Genomic DNA, 15,759 nt, shown 5'->3' on the forward strand with positions numbered 1-15,759 from the left:
CCGCCCGGAGGAGCGGCCGCTTTTGAGGACAAGCGCTTACTTTTTTAACCTGCCGTAATAGGAATCCGCAGTGTACAGCGCCGCCACCGGGTTGTGCCCCAGCACCCGATCCTTCACCACGCAGGTGGTCACAATGGCGTCGGAATACTTATAAAACAGGCTGTCGTGGCCTACGCACAGGCCCATGACAATGTTCAGCTCCGTCTTCTCCTTGTTGAGCAGCTTGGCCTGGAGGATGGGGTTGCACATATTCAATCCTGTGTTGTTACAGGCCGCGGGGATCCCCGCGGCGGTCTTCCGCTGGGCTCCCGCCTTGCAGGCGATGCCGTAGACCTCAAAGCCGTTTTTGCGCAGGATCTCCCCCAGCGTCCGGCTCTCCTTCAAAAGGCCCACACAGGTGGCGATGCCCAGTTTTTTGGCCCCGATCTTCCGGGCAAAGTCCATGATCTCCTCCACCCGGGTGTGCTGGCAGTAGTGCTCCGACTCCACCTCGGAGGCGGCGATCATCACCGCCCGATCCTCTCCCGCCTCGTAGCAGGCCATGGCCTCTTGCAGCACCTGTTCGTCCATGTGGGTGGTCAGGCAAAAATCGGGATAGGTCTTGTCCATGGCGCTGCAATTTTTCACCATGCAGTCCACACAGGTCAGTTTCCGCTGTTCCATTTCATCGTCCCTCCATCAAAACCAGTTTCCCCGCAGGATCTCCTTTGCGGGCAGCGTCAGCGGGATCAGGCCGGAAGGCGTCCAGCATCTCAGCGGGCTTTTGATCTTCCCCCGCTCCACCACCAGGTTGGGATCCTTGCCGGGAAAGCCCTTCCGGCCGTATCCTCGACTGTATCCGCGCATTTCATTTTATCGCAAAAGGAGGCGCGGCACAATAGTTTTATTGTGTGGAACTGAATTTTAGGGGATCTTACCTCCGCGATGGGGCGTTGACACCTTTCCCGGTTTTGGGATATACTTACAGCGTATCAAGTCACGATATTCTGAGATCGGAGGCAACCGAAATGGAACACAAGGATTTTCAGAAGCGGGGATTTCTCTCCATCTTCGCTTCCTACTATAAGCCCCACCTGAGGCTGTTTTTGCTGGATATGCTCTGTGCCGCCGTCATCTGCGCGGTAGACCTTGCCTTTCCTTACGTCTCCCGGCTGTCCATGCAGACGCTTTTGCCCCAGGGCCTTTACCAAACCTTTTTCGCCGTGATGGCCATTCTGCTGCTGGCCTATCTTCTGAAGGGGGTCATGTACTTTATCGTCACCTACTGGGGCCATCTCATGGGCGTGAATATTGAAGCGGACATCCGCCGGGATCTGTTCGCCCACATGCAGACCCTGTCCTTCTCCTTTTTTGATAAAAACCGCACGGGACAGCTCATGAGCCGGGTCACCGGCGACCTCTTTGAGATCGGGGAGCTGGCCCACCACGGCCCGGAGGATCTGTTCATCTCCAGCGTCACCCTCCTCGGGGCCTTCTGCGTGCTGCTGACCATCCGGTGGGAGCTGGCCCTGGCGGTGTTTATGGTGGTTCCCGTCTTTGCGGTCTTCACCATTCTCCAGCGCCGGCGGATGAGCCGGGCCAGCGTGGCGGTGAAGGGCAAGCTGGCGGTAATCAACGGGGAGGTGGAGTCCTCCCTGTCCGGCATCCGCACCGCCCAGGCCTTCGCCAACGAGACGGAGGAGAACCGGAAGTTCAACGCCTCCAACGACCAGTTCCGGGGGGCCAAGCGGGGCTACTACAAGGCCATGGCCACCTACCAGTCCGGCATGGAGCTGTGCGTGGGGGTCATGTCGGTCATCGTCATCGCCCTGGGCGGCTACTTTATCATGCAGGGGGAGATGGACTATACCGACCTTATCACCTTCTCCCTCTATGTCACTACCTTCATCACCCCCATTCGCAAGCTCTCCGCCTTTGTGGAGCAGTTCATGCAGGGCATGGCGGGCTTCACCCGGTTTGTGGAGCTGATGCGCACCCAGCCCGACATCGAGGATTCCCCCGACGCTGTGGAGCTGACGGCGGTGAAGGGCGACCTGGATCTGGAGGGGGTCGCCTTCTCCTACGGAGAGGGGAAGCCGGAGGTGCTGGAGGGCATCGACCTCCACATCCCCGCCGGGGAGACCCTGGCGGTGGTGGGCCCCTCCGGAGGCGGAAAGTCCACCCTGTGCCAGCTCATCCCCCGGTTCTACGACGTCACCGGTGGCTCCATCCGGCTGGATGGCCGGGACGTGCGGGAGGTGAAGCTCTCCTCCCTGCGCAAAAATATCGGCATCGTCCAGCAAGACGTGTTCCTCTTCGCCGGCACCATTTTCGACAACATCGCCTACGGCCGCCCCGGCGCCACCGAGGAGGAGGTCTACCAGGCCGCCTGCCGGGCGGAGCTCTACGACGATGTGATGGCCATGCCGGATGGGTTCCAGACCTACGTGGGAGAGCGGGGAGTCATGCTCTCCGGGGGCCAGAAGCAGCGGGTCTCCATCGCCCGGGTCTTCCTCAAGGATCCCCCGGTGCTCATCCTGGACGAGGCCACCTCCGCTTTGGACACCGTCACTGAGCAGCGCATCCAGGGCGCCTTTGACGAGCTGGCCAGGGGCCGCACCACCCTCATCATCGCCCATCGGCTGTCCACCATCCGCTCCGCCCACCGCATCGCCGTCATCGACGGCAGCCGGGTGGCGGAGCTGGGCGCCTGGCAGGAGCTTATCGACCGGGGCGGGGAGTTCGCCCAGCTGTGCAAGGCCCAGGAGCTGACATAGAAGCGCGGGGCCGCAAGCGGCCCGGAGGCCAGCCCCAGCGGCCAGCCCCTTGTGCAGCGTGACAAAGCTATTTTTCGGGAGGAGCCCATGTTGTATTATCTCATCTCTATATTCCTTATTGTTATCGACCAGCTGGTGAAGTGGTGGGTGCGCGCCGCCATCCCCCTGGGCACATCCATCCCCTTCCTCCCCCACCTGATGGATCTGACCTACGTACAGAATACGGGGGCGGCCTTCTCCTCCTTTTCGGGAATGACCTGGCTGCTGGCCCTGGTGAGCCTCCTCGCCACGGTGGCCATCGCCCTGCTGCTCCGCCGGGACTTTTTCCCCGGCCCTCTGGGCCGGTTCACCCTGTCCCTCCTGCTGGCCGGAGCGGCGGGTAACCTCATCGACCGGGTGTTTCTGGGCTTTGTCACTGATATGTTCCAGACCACCTTTATGGATTTCGCCGTGTTCAACGTGGCGGACATCTGTGTGGTGGTGGGTGGAATCCTCATGGTGGCCTATGTGCTGCTGTTCTGGGACAGGGACAAGGAGGGGGAGCGATGACGCTCCACACTGTGACGGCCGACCGGGAAGAGCGGTGCGACCAGCTTCTCTCCCGGCTCTGTCCCGGCCTGACCCGCTCCGGCGCCCAGCGGCTTCTGGAGCAGGGGGCGGTGACGCTGGCGGGGGAGCCGGTGAAGAAAAACCGCCGGGCCGCCCTTGGAGAGGTCTATACCGTGGCGCTGCCCGAAGCGGCGCCCATTGCCGCCATTTCCCAGGACATCCCCCTGGACGTGGTCTATGAGGACGAGGATGTGATCGTGGTCAACAAGCCCGTGGGCATGGTGGTGCACCCGGCGGCGGGGCACCCGGACGGCACGCTGGTCAACGCCCTGTTACACCACTGCGGGAACAGCCTCTCCGGTATCAACGGCCAGCTCCGCCCCGGCATCGTCCACCGCATTGACCGGGACACCTCGGGGCTCATCATCGCCGCCAAGAACGACGCTTCCCACCTGGCCCTGGCCCGTCAGCTGGAGGATCACAGCCTGTACCGGGAGTACCACGCCGTGGCGGTGGGGGGCTTCCGGGAGGATTCCGGCACGGTGGACGCCCCCATCGCCCGCCACCCGGTGGATCGGAAGCGGATGGCCATTGACCGGGCCAAGGGGAAAAGCGCCCTCACCCACTGGGAAGTGCTGGAGCGGTACTCCGGCTATACCTATCTGAAGTGCCGGCTGGAAACGGGCCGCACCCATCAGATCCGGGTGCACCTGGCCGCCATGGGCCACCCCCTGCTGGGGGACACGGTCTACGGGCGCAAAAAGCCCGTCCCCGGCCTGGCGGGGCAATGTCTCCACGCCAAAAAGCTCTCCTTCCTCCACCCCCGGACAGAGGAGCGTCTGACGGTGGAGTGCCCCCTGCCGGAGTGGTTTGAGGCGGTATTGAAAAAACTGAAAAAGCAGTAAAAAAGCGGAGGCTCACGCCTCCGCTTTTTGCTCTTCCCGGGGTTTTTTCTTCTTTTTGCAGTACCGGTCTTCCTCGCTGAAGATACACCCGCAATATTTCTGCATGTACAGCCCCAGCTCCCTGGCCTGGGCCTGCCCCTCCCGAAAGCGGGGGGAGAAGTCATAGGGGGCGAACTTCACCCCATACTGCGCCCCGATCTTCTCCCCCGTCTCAAAGATGAGGGGGGTATTCTGATAGGGGCTTACCGTCAATGTGGTGCAGAAGGCGTCAAAGCCGTGCTCGGCGGCGTACCGGGCGGTTTCATTCAAGCGGACGGCGTAGCAGTAACCGCAGCGGCTTTCGATGTCCCCCGCCACCGCCTTCACAAAGGGGCGAAGGCCGTACTCATCCTTCTCGATGAGTGTAAGGCCGATGGACTGGGCATACTCCCGCAGGCAGTTGCGCCGCTCGCGGTACTCGGTGAAGGGGTGGATGTTGGGGTTATACCAGAACCCCACAGGCTCGATCCCCTCCTCCCGGAGCTGCTGAATGCAGGCCACCGAGCAGGGGGCGCAGCAAATGTGAAGCAAGAGTTTCATGAACACACTTCCTTTTTGACCTGCCCCCATTGTAGCAAACTACCGGCGGAAATGCAAGCATGGAAAGGAGCGGAACGTTTTTCACAAAAAATTCCAGTGCTGGAAAATGAAATCCATATAAATTTTTCTTGCAATTTCTTTGCCGCTTTGCTATAATGAACCTTAAGCTGTGGACAGTTGTCCGTATATTGTGGACAGCTCCGCAAATGGCAAAGGAGGATAACTATTATGAAAAAGAAACTTTCTCTGCTCCTGGCCGGCGCTATGGCCCTGAGCCTGACCGCCTGCGGCGGCGGCACTCAGCCCAGCGCCAACAGCCAGGCCCCTTCCAACAACGGCGAAAAGGTGGTTCGCATCGGCGTGTTTGAGCCCTCCACCGGCGACTCCGGCCCCGGCGGCAAGCAGGAGATGCTGGGCATGCAGTACGCCAACCAGGAGACTCCCACCGTGGAGGTGGGCGGCGAGACCTACCGGGTGGAGCTGGTCTACGCCGACAACGGCTCCGACGCCTCCAAGGCCCCCACCGCCGCCGCCGAGCTGGTGAGCAAGGACGTGGCTCTGGTGCTGGGCTCCTACGGCTCCGGCGTGTCCATTGCCGGCGGCCCCACCTTTGAGGAGGCGGGTCTGGCCGCCATCGGCGTCACCTGCACCAACCCCGGCGTCACCGCGGGCAACGACTATTACTTCCGTATCTGCTTCCTGGATCCCTTCCAGGGCACCGTTCTGGCTAACTTTGCCCAGGAGAAATTTTCCGCCAAGAAGGCCTACCTGCTGGGCGAGCTGGGCAACGACTACGACCAGGGCCTTCTCACCTTCTTTGAGCAGGCCTTCGACGGCGAGGTGGTGAAGGACTCCTTCCCCAAGGACACCGCCGACTTCTCCACCTACCTCAACAAGGCCCAGGCCGAGGGCTGCGACGTGATCTTCTGCCCCGTGTCCATCGCCTACTCCACCCAGATCGTGAAGCTGGCCGCCTCCATGGGGCTGGAGACGCCCATCCTGGGCTCCGACACCCTGGACAGCAACATGGTGCTGGAGGCCGCCCAGAACTCCAAGGTACAGCTGTTTGTGTCCACCTTCTACCAGGAGGGCGGCGCCCCTGAGTTCGACAAGGGGATCAAGGAGTTCATCAGCGGCGACTCCACCAACCTGACCAACAACGGCGGCAACGATACCATCGCCGCGGTCACCGCCATGGGCTATGACGCCTATTACACCGCCCTGGAGGCCCTGAAGGCCGCCGGCAGCGTCAACGCCGCCGACGTGAAGGCCGCCCTGCCCGGCGTGACCTACACCGGCGTGTCCGGCGCCATCGCCTTTGACGACACCGGCGACGCCATCCGGGACACCGCCTACATCAAGACCGCCGACACCGCCAACAACGTCTGGGCGCTGGAAGCCACCCAGACAGTGAAGTAAAAAACGCTCCGGTCAAACAGCGAAAACGCCCGGCGGGCCGTACCGCCCGCCGGGCGTTTTTTCCCTTGTTAGGAAGGGCCGTCTCGAAAGCCGGAGGGAGCGGGCGTCCCCGCTCTGCACAACGGCGTGTCGGTTTTCGAGACAGCCCTTGCCCCACATCAAAAAGAAAGGGAGGTATCCCTATGCAATATGCCCTGTCTATTTTCCTCTCGGGCATTTCCCTGGGCGGGCAGTACGCCCTCATCGCCATCGGCTACACCCTGGTGTACGGCATCCTGCGGCTCATTAACTTCGCCCACGGGGACGTGTTCATGGTGGCGGGCCTTTTCATGGTCTATCTCAGCTCCGCCCTGCCCCTGTATGTGGCCCTGCCCCTGATGCTGGTGCTCACCGTGGCCCTGGGCTTCGCCATTGAGCGGGCGGCTTACAAGCCTCTGCGAAGCGCCCCCCGTATGTCCGTCATGATCTCCGCCATCGGCGTGAGCTACCTGCTGCAGAACCTGGCCACCTATGTCACTGGCGGCCTTCCCAAGAGCTATCCCAGTCTGCCTCTCCTGTCTGACAGCGTCACCATCGGCGGCGTCTCCACCAAGTGGGTGACCGTCATCACCCCCTTCCTGGTGGTGGCCCTTGTCTTCGCCCTGCAGCAGCTCATCAACCACACCAAGGTGGGCATGGCCATGCGGGCGGTGGCCAAGGACTTTGAAACCAGCCAGCTCATGGGCATCAAGATCAACAGCGTCATCTCCATGACCTTTATTATCGGCTCCGCTCTGGCGGCCGTCGGCTCCATGCTCTACTTCACCAACTACCCCTCCATCGTGCCTCTGTCCGGCGCGCTGCCCGGCCTGCGGGCCTTTGTGGCGGCGGTGTTCGGCGGCATCGGCTCCATTCCCGGGGCGGTGGTGGGGGCCTTCATCATCGGCATGAGCGAGAGCGTCATCAAGGGTTCTCCCTTCTCCATCTTCTCCGACGCGTTCACCTTCGCCCTTCTCATCGTCATCCTGGTGGTCAAGCCCACCGGCCTGTTCGGTGAGAAGGTCACGGATAAAGTGTAAGGGGGTGGGCATATGAAGGAAAAAACAAGCAAAAAGGGCGCCTTTATCGCCCTTATCTGTGTGGCTGCCCTGCTCATCCTCACCATCGTGCTGGAAAACACCCTGGATCCCACCAAGAACATCATGCTCTTCACGGTGCTGAAAAAGGGCGCGGTCTACGCCCTGGTGGCCTCCTCCATGAACCTGCTCAACGGCTTCACGGGCCTTTTCTCCCTGGGCCAGGCGGGCTTCATGCTTCTGGGCGCCTACACCTACGCCATTCTCACCATCCCCGCGGAGAGCCGGGACGCGGTCTACTACCTCTATGGCGGCTCCGCCGTCAACTTCTCCCTGCCGGAGCTCTTCGGCGGCGGGGCGGCGGGCCTCATTCTGGGGGTGCTCATCGCCCTCATTCTGGCCGGCTGCGTGGCGGCGGGGGTGGCCTGGCTCATCGGCCTTCCCGTCCTGCGGCTCAAGTCGGACTACCTGGCCATCGCCACCCTGGGCTTTGCCGAGATCATCCGGGCGGTGTTCCAGTGGGATAAGCTGGGGCCTGTGACCAACGGGGCCAACGCCCTGAAGAGCTTCCCCACCTTCTCCAGCTTCAACATCCAGGGCGGGCTGCGGCTGTCCACCTTTGTGGCCTTCCTGCTCTCGGCGGTGTGTATCGCCGTGATCCTGCTGCTCATCAACTCCTCCTACGGCCGGGCCTTCAAGGCCATCCGGGAGGATGAGGTGGCCGCCGAGGCCATGGGCATCAACCTGGCCCGGCACAAGCGCCTGAGCTTCTGCATCTCCTCCTTCTTCGCCGGGGTGGGGGGCGGCATGTTCGCCATGTTCGCCACCCAGGCCCAGGCCAAGACCTTTACCACCGCCATGACCTATGAGATCCTGCTCATCGTGGTCATCGGCGGCATCGGCTCCATCTCCGGCTCCTGCATCGCCTCCTTCCTGTATCTGGCCTGCTCGGAGTGGTGGCTGCGGTTTTTGGACACCGAGGTGGTGCTCAAAAGCGGCTTCAAGGTGCCCTTGCTGCGCAACGGCTTCCGCATGGTGGTCTTCTCCGTCATCATCATGATCGTGGTGCTGTTCTTCCGCCGGGGCATCATGGGAGACAAGGAGCTGCCCGACCTCTTCCGGGCAAGGAAGAAAGTCAAGGCGAAGGGAGGCGAGGGCAATGGCTGAAAATATCCTGCGTCTGGAGGACGTGACCATGCAGTTCGGCGGCGTGGTGGCGGTCAATAACCTCTCCCTCCATGTGGACGAGGGGGAGATCGTGGCCCTCATCGGTCCCAACGGCGCCGGCAAGACCACCGCCTTCAACTGTGTCACCGGGGTCTACGAGCCCACCAATGGCCGGGTGAGCCTGCTGGGGGATGTGATCGTGGAGAGCTATCCCCAGGGGAAGATGAAGGCCCAGTACCAGGGGGAAAATGCCGGAAAGTATACCCGGGTGGTGCGCCACACCCCCGACCAGATCACCCAGCGGGGCATTGCCCGCACCTTCCAGAACATCCGGCTGTTTGGCTCCCTTACGGTTTTTGACAACGTGCTCATCGCCAAGCATATGCGGGCAAAGCAGAACTTCCTCTCCGCCACTTTCCGGCTCAACGCCCGGGAGGAGAAGCGGATGCGGGAGGAGACCGCCGCCCTGCTGGCCGAGCAGGATCTGCTCCAGTTCAAGGACGAGGTGGCCTCTTCCCTGCCCTACGGTCTCCAGCGCCGGCTGGAGATCGCCCGGGCCCTGGCCACCAATCCCAAGCTCCTTCTTCTGGATGAGCCCGCGGCGGGTATGAATCCCCAGGAGACCCAGGAGCTGACCGACTTCATCCGGAAAATTCGCACTGAGTACGACCTGACCATCTTTATGATCGAGCACCATATGGATCTGGTCATGCAGATCTCCGACCGGATCTATGTCCTGGACTTCGGCAAGCTCATTGCCCAGGGAAGCCCTGCCGAGGTGCAAAATGACCAACGGGTCATAGAAGCTTATTTGGGGGTGGCTGACGATGCTGAAAATTGACGGACTGCGGGTCAACTACGGCGGCATCGAGGCGGTGAAGGGCCTGACCTTCGAAGTCCCGGAGAGACAGATCGTCACCCTCATCGGCGCCAACGGCGCGGGCAAGTCCACCATCCTGCGCACCATCGCCGGCCTGGTCAAGCCCGCCGCAGGCCGCATCCACCTCCAATCTGAGGACATCACCGGCATCTCTCCCGACCGCATCGTCTCCAGGGGCATCACCCTGGTGCCCGAGGGGCGGCACGTGTTCCCCGACCTCACCGTGCTGGAGAACCTGAAGATCGGCGCCTACCTGCGCAAGGACAGCCTGGAGGACGATCTGGAGTGGGTCTACTCCCTGTTCCCCCGGCTCAAGGAGCGCTCCTGGCAGGCGGCGGGCACTCTCTCCGGCGGCGAGCAGCAGATGCTGGCGGTGGGCCGCGCCCTCATGTCCCGGCCCAAGCTGATGATGATGGATGAACCTTCCCTGGGTCTCGCCCCTCTGGTGGTCAAGGACATCTTCGAGATCATCAAGAAGATCAACCAACAGGGCGTGACCATCCTCCTCATCGAGCAGAACGCCAACATGGCCCTCCACATTGCGGACACCGCCTATGTGTTGGAGACCGGCCGCCTCACCCTGTCCGGGTCGGGGAAAGAGCTGCTGAAAAACGAGGCGGTCAAAAAAGCCTATCTGGGCTGATCCTATTTCCATCAAAAAGCAGGCCCCTTTCCACGGAAAGGGGCCTGCTTTTTCCCGTCTTTTTACTTAAAGGACTTTACCCGCCTTTGTACTTCCTCCGGGTGGCGATGCCGCCCCGAATGTGCCGCTGGGCCTTGTTCTCCTCCAGCACCGCCTTGGCCTGGAGATACAGCGCCCGGTTAAACCCGGGCAGCCGCTCGGAGAGATCCTTGTGTACGGTGGACTTGCTGATCCCGAACCTGGTGGCCGCCGCGCGGACTGTGGCCCGGTTTTCTATGATGTACTGGGCGAGCCGGGCGGCTCGCTCTTCCATGTTTCCTTTCACACGCAACACTCCCCAACGCGTTTCCTGTGAAAGGTATATGAGCCAATTGGAGTGAATATGAGGGAAACCAAAAACCTCCCCCCCGCCCTGTGGCGGCGGGAAGGTTTTTGATTCCTCTCTACTGTCAATTGATGCGGCGGATGATCTTGCTGTCGGTCATCATTTTTACGTGTTGAGCCCCAAGACGCTCTGCCAACTCCTCATCCCGATCCCGAATCGCCTCATAGATGGCCATATGGCTCTGGTAGACCTCGCGAAACGCATCGCCAAAATCCTCTACCCCATATAGTTTCCCCCGATCCAGCTTGGCCCGAACCTGTTCATAGGCCTGGAGCAAATAAGGGTTTCGAGCGGCGATGAACACCGCCTGGTGAAAACTGGTATCCGCCGAGTAGAGCGCCACCATATCCCGGGTGTCGCTGTTCCGGGCAAAGGTCTCGATCCGCTTCAGATCTTCCCGCCCACAGCTTCGGGCTGCCAGACGACAGACGGCAGGCTCTAGCGCCGCCCGGAAATCCATCAAGTCCCGGTAGTCGTCCCGGATCAGGCGGCTCACTCGGACTCCATGGCCCTCCTTCTCCAACCACCCTTCTTCCCCCAGAGTGTCAAAGGCCTTGCGGATCGTCGTTCGGCTGACGGCACACCGCTTGGCCCAATGTTCCTCATTCATTTTGGCGCTGGGCTCCAGCCGGCAGGTAAGTATCTCCTCCCGAATCAGAGAGGTAATGATCTGATGGATGGGCAGAAAGGGATTGCTGTCCTGAAATTCCCTGATCTTGGCTTGTATCTCCGCCGCGGTGCTCTCCGGCAGCAGCATAAAACCCTCCCCCTTTCGATTCGATGAGCCGTGTCCTCAGCAAAAATCAGTATAGCAGAAAAAATCTTTTTGGTCAAATTGTTTGAAATGCGGAACATTATCCCCGGCACCTCACCGCAACATAAACAAAGTCCTTCCCATGATCCCGGGTTTGGCACAGGGAGAATTCTTATGCTATGATAGCACCGTCAAGGGGTTCCACCCATGCCGGCCGGCGGGGAACCAAGAGATAATAAGGAGGGAAACCTATGGAAGGTCTGTGGACTATATTTGGCCCCATCCTCACCGTCGTCCTGGCTCTCATGACCAAAAACGTGATCATCTCCCTTTTCTTTGGCGTGTGCTACTTTTCCGTCGGCCTGTTCGGCCTGGATTTTCTGAACCATATTGTAGACTTCTTTGTGGCCGGTTTTTCCGGCAACGGCTTTGTCATCGTGATCCTTATGCCCCTGGGCGTGCTGCTGGCCTTTATGCGGGCGGGCGGTGGTTTCAAAGCTTTTGCGGGCTGGGCCAACAGGAAAGTGTCCAGCCGAAAGCAGGTGGGCGTAATGGTCTTCGCTCTGGCCACTGTACTGGCTCTGGCTCAGGATCTGGTAGCCAACCTGGCCACTGGCCGGATCCTGCGGCCCGTCATCGTGGAGAAAAAGCTGGCCCCGGAAAAGGCCGCCTTCATCTCCTTGTCCGCCGCCCCCAATATCGGCGCGCCCATTCCATACGGCACCTATTTCCTGTTCTGCGTCGGCATGGTAAGCATGCTGGTACCTGGGGTGGCGCCCATCCCCTTCTTTTTGAAAAGCGTCGCCCTGTCCTTCCACACCTGGCTGGCTGTGCTCATCGGTCTGCTGGTGGCGTTGGAGATCATCCCCGATCTGGGATACATGAAGGAGTGTCAAAAGAGAGCGGAAACCGCTATTGATCCTATGGAGACCGATGGCGGCGGCGACGCCCTGGGCGGGGCGAATGTGAAACCTGACTTTGGCGCATTCTTTTTGCCGGTCATCGCTCTTGTCGCCGGTGTGGCGGTCACCTCCCTGGCGGCCGGAGAGCTGACTTTGGTGCCCGGAGCCTTCATCGGGGCCTTTGTAGCGGTCGTCTACGCCATCGCCCGGGGGGCGGTCAAGCCCGGGGAGGCCAGCAACCTGGTCATCGGCGGCATTATGGAGCAGGCGCCCATCATCATGCTATTGGCCTTTGCCTTCGCCTTTGGCGCGGCGTTGCAGATGGCGGGCCTGGATCAGTTTATCGTCTCCGCTATGAGCGGCACCCTGCCCCCCGCTCTGGTGCCCGCCATTGTGTTTTTGGTGGGCTGTGCCGTCAGCTACACCACCGGCAGCCTGGGCAGCGGCCTGGTAATCATGCTGGCCATCGCCACCGGCGCGCCTTTGATCCTTTCCTTTGCCGCCACCTTCTCCGGCGCCCAGTGGGGCGACCAGCTCTCCCCCCTGTCTGACATGGTCATCGAGAACGCTGGGGCCAACAGCATCGACCCAGTGGAGCTCTACAAGGTGGCTCTGCCCTATCGGCTCATTGAGGGGGGCATCAGCCTGGCCCTGTTCCTGATCCTGGGCTTTCTTCTCTAAGGTGATCATCATTTTTGAATAAAAAGGAGTGTTTCGTATGAGTTCTGCCAAATACGCCGAGCCTTTCCGCATCAAAGCTGTGGAAATGCTGAAGGAAACCACCCCCGAGTACCGCAAGAAGGTGCTGGAGGATGTGGGCTACAACCTTTTTAAGGTCAAAGCGGACGACATCTATATCGACTGTCTCACCGATTCCGGCACCTCCGCCATGAGCGACCGGCAGTGGGCCGCCCTGATGACCGGCGACGAGTCCTACGTGGGCAACCGGTGCTTCTACGACTATGAAAAGGCCATCCAGGATCTGTTCGGCTTCCAGTTCGTCATTCCCACCCATCAGGGCCGGGCCGCCGAGCAGCTGCTGGCCCGGATGCTCTACCCCAAGCGTCCCAACGCCAAGTTCGTGCTGGCCAACATGGCCTTTGACTCCACCCGGGCCGCCGCCATCATCCACGATGTCACCGCCATTGACCTGCTGGAGCCCGCAGGCTACGACACCACCACCTATCATCCCTTTAAGGGCAATCTGAGCGTGGAAAAGCTGGAGAAGTTCATTGCGGAGAAGGGGGCCGACTCCATCGCCTGGATCCAGATGATCATCACCTGCAACTCCAACGGCGGCCAGCCTGTGTCCATGGCCAACATCAAGGCCTGCGCCGAAGTGGCCAAAAAGTACGGCCTTCTCTACATTGCTGACTGCGCCCGCTGTTTCGAAAATGCCTACTTCATCAAGGAGCGGGAAGAGGGCTACGCCGACAAATCCATCGCCGAGATCAACCGGGAAATGATGTCCTACTTTGATTACGCCTTCATGTCCATCAAGAAAGATGGCCTGGTAAATATGGGTGGCTTCTTCTGTTGCCGGGAGCAGGAGATGTACGACGTGGCCTGGGTGGACAACATGAACTACGAGGGTCACGCCACTTACGGCGGCTTGGCCGGTCGGGATCTGGCCGCCATCGCCGTGGGCCTCTATGAAGGCTCCGACTACCGTTATCTGAAGGGCCGCATCGGCCAAGTCCAGTATCTGGGCGAGCGTCTGAGCGAGTTTGGAGTGCCCTATGTCACCCCTGTGGGCGGCAACGGCGTTTACATTGACGCCCGGAAGTTCTATCCCGACATCGCCCCCGAACACTTCCCTGGCCTGTGCCTGGCCGCCGACCTTTACCTGAAGGCAGGCATCCGGGTGTCCGAGCTGGGCGCCTCCGCTTTCTCTTACAAGGACAAGGAGGGCAAGGTACACTTCCCCGAGATCGACCTGGTGCGCATCGCCATCTCCCGCCGGGTGTATACCAACAGCCACATGGACGTGATCGCCGAGACCCTGGGCGAGCTGTTTAAGGCCGGCTCCCCCCATTTCAAGGGGATGGACAAATCTGACTGGTATGGCGCCGTGACCCACTTTACCAGCAACTATGTTCCCATGTTCAAGTAAGCCGTTTTTCCCTCACTGTACACAGAAAAAAGGCCCGCCGTCCAAAGACGGCGGGCCTTTTTTGCTCAGGTTACACGTTAAACCGGAACAGGACGATATCCCCGTCCTTCATCACATACTCCTTGCCCTCGCTGCGAACCAGGCCCTTCTCCTTGGCGGCGGCCATGGAGCCGCACTTCACCAGGTCGGTGAAGGCAATGACCTCCGCCCGGATGAAGCCCCGCTCGAAATCGGTGTGGATCTTACCCGCCGCCTGGGGGGCCTTGGTGCCGTTTTTGATCGTCCAGGCCCGGCACTCGTCCTCGCCGCCGGTGAGATAGGAGATGAGACCCAGCAGGGCGTAGCTGGCCTTAATGAGGCGGTCAAGGCCCGACTCGGCAATGCCCAGATCGTCCAGGAACATCTTTTTCTCGTCCTCAGGCAGCTCGGCGATCTCCGATTCCAGCTTGGCACAGACGGGAATGACCTGCGCCCCCTCTTTCTGGGCCAGGTCGGCGACCTGGCTGTAGTAGGGGTTGGCGTCAGGAGCGGCAAAGCCCTCCTCATCCAGGTTGGCGGCGTAGATGATGCTCTTGAGGGAGAGCAGCTCGCTGGTGGCAATGACCGCGGCCTCATCCTCATCGCACTGGAAGGAGCGGGCGGAGTGGCCGTCGTTGAGCCAGTCCCGAAGGCGGGTGAACAGCTCCGCCTCCTTGAGGAACTTCTTGTCCCCCTTGGCCGCGGTCTCCGCCTTTTTGATCCGCCGCTCCACCATCTCGATATCGGCCATAATGAGCTCCAGATCGATGGTGCCGATGTCCCCCAGAGGATCCACAGGCACGTTGGTGGAGGTGTCCGCCACCACGTGCATGATGTTCTCGTCGTCAAAGCAGCGCACCACATGGACGATGGCATCGCACTCCCGGATATTGGCCAGGAACTTATTGCCCAAGCCGGCCCCCTGGCTGGCGCCCTTTACGAGGCCGGCGATGTCCACGAACTCGATGACGGCGGGGGTGGTCTTCTTGGGGTGGTAGAACTCGGACAACCAGGCCAGACGGCTGTCGGGAACGGCCACCACGCCCACATTGGGGTCAATGGTGCAGAAGGGGTAGTTGGCGCTTTCCGCCCCGGCGTTGGTGATGGCGTTGAACAGGGTGGATTTGCCCACGTTGGGCAGGCCCACGATGCCTAATTTCATTGGGATCGCCTCTTTCGCTATTCTGTAAGAGGTATTATAGCGGAAGCGGGAGAAAAAGGCAAGTGATTGTATTTTCCCCCGGGGCGTGTTATAAATAGGGGAAGGAAGGGGGGCGGCAAATGGAAACGGCATTGCTCTGTTGGTGCGCCGCACTGTGTGTCATTGACTTCCTCCTCATGGGCTGGGACAAGCGGCAGTCCAAACGGGAGGGGCGGCGGGTGCCGGAGAAGCGGTTTTTCTTCCTTGCCCTGCTGGGGGGCGCCCTGGGCGCTATCCTGGGGATGTACGCCTTCCGCCACAAGACCCGCCACTGGTACTTCAAATGGGGCCTGCCCGCTATCCTGCTGCTCCATCTGGCCCTGGCGTGGTTTGCCTGGGAATACGGAATCGCCCTTTTATGACAGAAACAGCATGAGTCACCTTGGCCATGGCCGGGTCGCTCAGGTCGCTGACCACCCGCTTGCCCTCCCCG

At 60.9% G+C, this 15,759-nt stretch carries 17 protein-coding genes; 11 read left to right on the forward strand and 6 right to left on the reverse strand.

Annotated features, from left to right (window positions below):
• Positions 1-36: 36 nt before the first annotated feature.
• The gene (locus NFR87_RS09530; RefSeq protein ID WP_251449133.1) at positions 37-663 is read right to left on the reverse strand and encodes a DUF1847 domain-containing protein; all 627 of its coding nucleotides are present in this window, start codon (positions 661-663) and stop codon (positions 37-39) included.
• Positions 664-678: 15 nt separating this feature from the next.
• The gene (locus tag NFR87_RS09535; RefSeq protein WP_251449134.1) at positions 679-846 is read right to left on the reverse strand and encodes a hypothetical protein; all 168 of its coding nucleotides are present in this window, start codon (positions 844-846) and stop codon (positions 679-681) included.
• Between the two features lie 161 nt (positions 847-1,007).
• Between NFR87_RS09535 and NFR87_RS09540 the strand changes: the two genes are divergently transcribed.
• From NFR87_RS09540 to NFR87_RS09550, 3 genes are read left to right on the forward strand one after another with little or no spacing between them, the layout of a single operon-like run.
• Complete coding sequence (locus NFR87_RS09540; protein ID WP_251449135.1) at positions 1,008-2,756, forward strand: ABC transporter ATP-binding protein; 1,749 nt, start codon at positions 1,008-1,010, stop codon at positions 2,754-2,756.
• 51 nt (positions 2,757-2,807) lie between these two features.
• Positions 2,808-3,305: a signal peptidase II gene (gene lspA, locus NFR87_RS09545; protein ID WP_277613138.1), complete on the forward strand. Its 498-nt coding sequence runs from the start codon at positions 2,808-2,810 to the stop codon at positions 3,303-3,305.
• Positions 3,302-4,210, forward strand: a complete 909-nt coding sequence (locus NFR87_RS09550) for an RluA family pseudouridine synthase (protein ID WP_251449137.1) — start codon at positions 3,302-3,304, stop codon at positions 4,208-4,210. The genes lspA and NFR87_RS09550 overlap by 4 nt, the downstream gene beginning before the upstream one ends.
• 12 nt (positions 4,211-4,222) lie before the next feature.
• Here NFR87_RS09550 and NFR87_RS09555 read toward each other — a convergent pair whose 3' ends face one another.
• On the reverse strand, positions 4,223-4,789 hold the full coding sequence (locus NFR87_RS09555; protein WP_251449138.1) for an epoxyqueuosine reductase QueH: 567 nt from the start codon (positions 4,787-4,789) through the stop codon (positions 4,223-4,225).
• Between the two features lie 228 nt (positions 4,790-5,017).
• Between NFR87_RS09555 and NFR87_RS09560 the strand changes: the two genes are divergently transcribed.
• The 5 genes from NFR87_RS09560 (at position 5,018) to NFR87_RS09580 (ending at position 9,953) form a co-directional block, all read left to right on the forward strand.
• A complete protein-coding gene (locus NFR87_RS09560; RefSeq protein WP_251449139.1) occupies positions 5,018-6,208 on the forward strand; it encodes an ABC transporter substrate-binding protein in 1,191 nt (396 codons plus the stop codon).
• Positions 6,209-6,390: 182 nt separating this feature from the next.
• On the forward strand, positions 6,391-7,266 hold the full coding sequence (locus tag NFR87_RS09565) for a branched-chain amino acid ABC transporter permease (RefSeq protein ID WP_251449140.1): 876 nt from the start codon (positions 6,391-6,393) through the stop codon (positions 7,264-7,266).
• Between the two features lie 12 nt (positions 7,267-7,278).
• The gene (locus NFR87_RS09570; protein ID WP_251449141.1) at positions 7,279-8,430 is read left to right on the forward strand and encodes a branched-chain amino acid ABC transporter permease; all 1,152 of its coding nucleotides are present in this window, start codon (positions 7,279-7,281) and stop codon (positions 8,428-8,430) included.
• Positions 8,423-9,271 (forward strand): ABC transporter ATP-binding protein, encoded by an 849-nt coding sequence (locus tag NFR87_RS09575; RefSeq protein ID WP_251449142.1) that lies wholly within the window; start codon positions 8,423-8,425, stop codon positions 9,269-9,271. The genes NFR87_RS09570 and NFR87_RS09575 overlap by 8 nt, the downstream gene beginning before the upstream one ends.
• Positions 9,258-9,953: an ABC transporter ATP-binding protein gene (locus NFR87_RS09580; RefSeq protein ID WP_251449143.1), complete on the forward strand. Its 696-nt coding sequence runs from the start codon at positions 9,258-9,260 to the stop codon at positions 9,951-9,953. Before NFR87_RS09575 ends, NFR87_RS09580 begins: the two co-directional genes overlap by 14 nt.
• Before the next feature lie 76 nt (positions 9,954-10,029).
• Here the strand turns inward: NFR87_RS09580 and NFR87_RS09585 are convergent, their stop codons facing one another.
• Together NFR87_RS09585 and NFR87_RS09590 are read right to left on the reverse strand one after the other, a co-directional pair.
• A complete protein-coding gene (locus NFR87_RS09585) occupies positions 10,030-10,278 on the reverse strand; it encodes a sporulation transcriptional regulator SpoIIID (protein ID WP_251449144.1) in 249 nt (82 codons plus the stop codon).
• Between the two features lie 124 nt (positions 10,279-10,402).
• Positions 10,403-11,095, reverse strand: a complete 693-nt coding sequence (locus NFR87_RS09590; protein WP_251449145.1) for a GntR family transcriptional regulator — start codon at positions 11,093-11,095, stop codon at positions 10,403-10,405.
• Positions 11,096-11,343: 248 nt separating this feature from the next.
• Between NFR87_RS09590 and NFR87_RS09595 the strand changes: the two genes are divergently transcribed.
• Both NFR87_RS09595 and NFR87_RS09600 read left to right on the forward strand, forming a co-directional pair.
• Positions 11,344-12,675 carry a Na+/H+ antiporter NhaC family protein gene (locus NFR87_RS09595; protein ID WP_251449146.1) on the forward strand — a complete coding sequence of 444 codons (1,332 nt, stop codon included), beginning with the start codon at positions 11,344-11,346 and terminating at the stop codon, positions 12,673-12,675.
• Between the two features lie 37 nt (positions 12,676-12,712).
• Positions 12,713-14,107, forward strand: coding sequence for a tryptophanase (locus NFR87_RS09600; protein ID WP_251449147.1), 1,395 nt, complete (start codon positions 12,713-12,715; stop codon positions 14,105-14,107).
• A 70-nt stretch (positions 14,108-14,177) separates the two neighbouring features.
• Here the strand turns inward: NFR87_RS09600 and ychF are convergent, their stop codons facing one another.
• Entirely contained in the window at positions 14,178-15,287 is a 1,110-nt protein-coding gene (gene ychF, locus NFR87_RS09605) for a redox-regulated ATPase YchF (protein WP_251449148.1), read from the reverse strand.
• A gap of 119 nt (positions 15,288-15,406) precedes the next feature.
• Here ychF and NFR87_RS09610 point away from each other — a divergent pair, with 119 nt between their 5' ends.
• Entirely contained in the window at positions 15,407-15,688 is a 282-nt protein-coding gene (locus tag NFR87_RS09610; RefSeq protein WP_251449149.1) for a DUF1294 domain-containing protein, read from the forward strand.
• The last annotated feature ends 71 nt before the right edge of the window (positions 15,689-15,759 follow it).

The organism is Vermiculatibacterium agrestimuris, assembly GCF_943193085.1.
Taxonomy (GTDB): domain Bacteria; phylum Bacillota; class Clostridia; order Oscillospirales; family Oscillospiraceae; genus Vermiculatibacterium; species Vermiculatibacterium agrestimuris.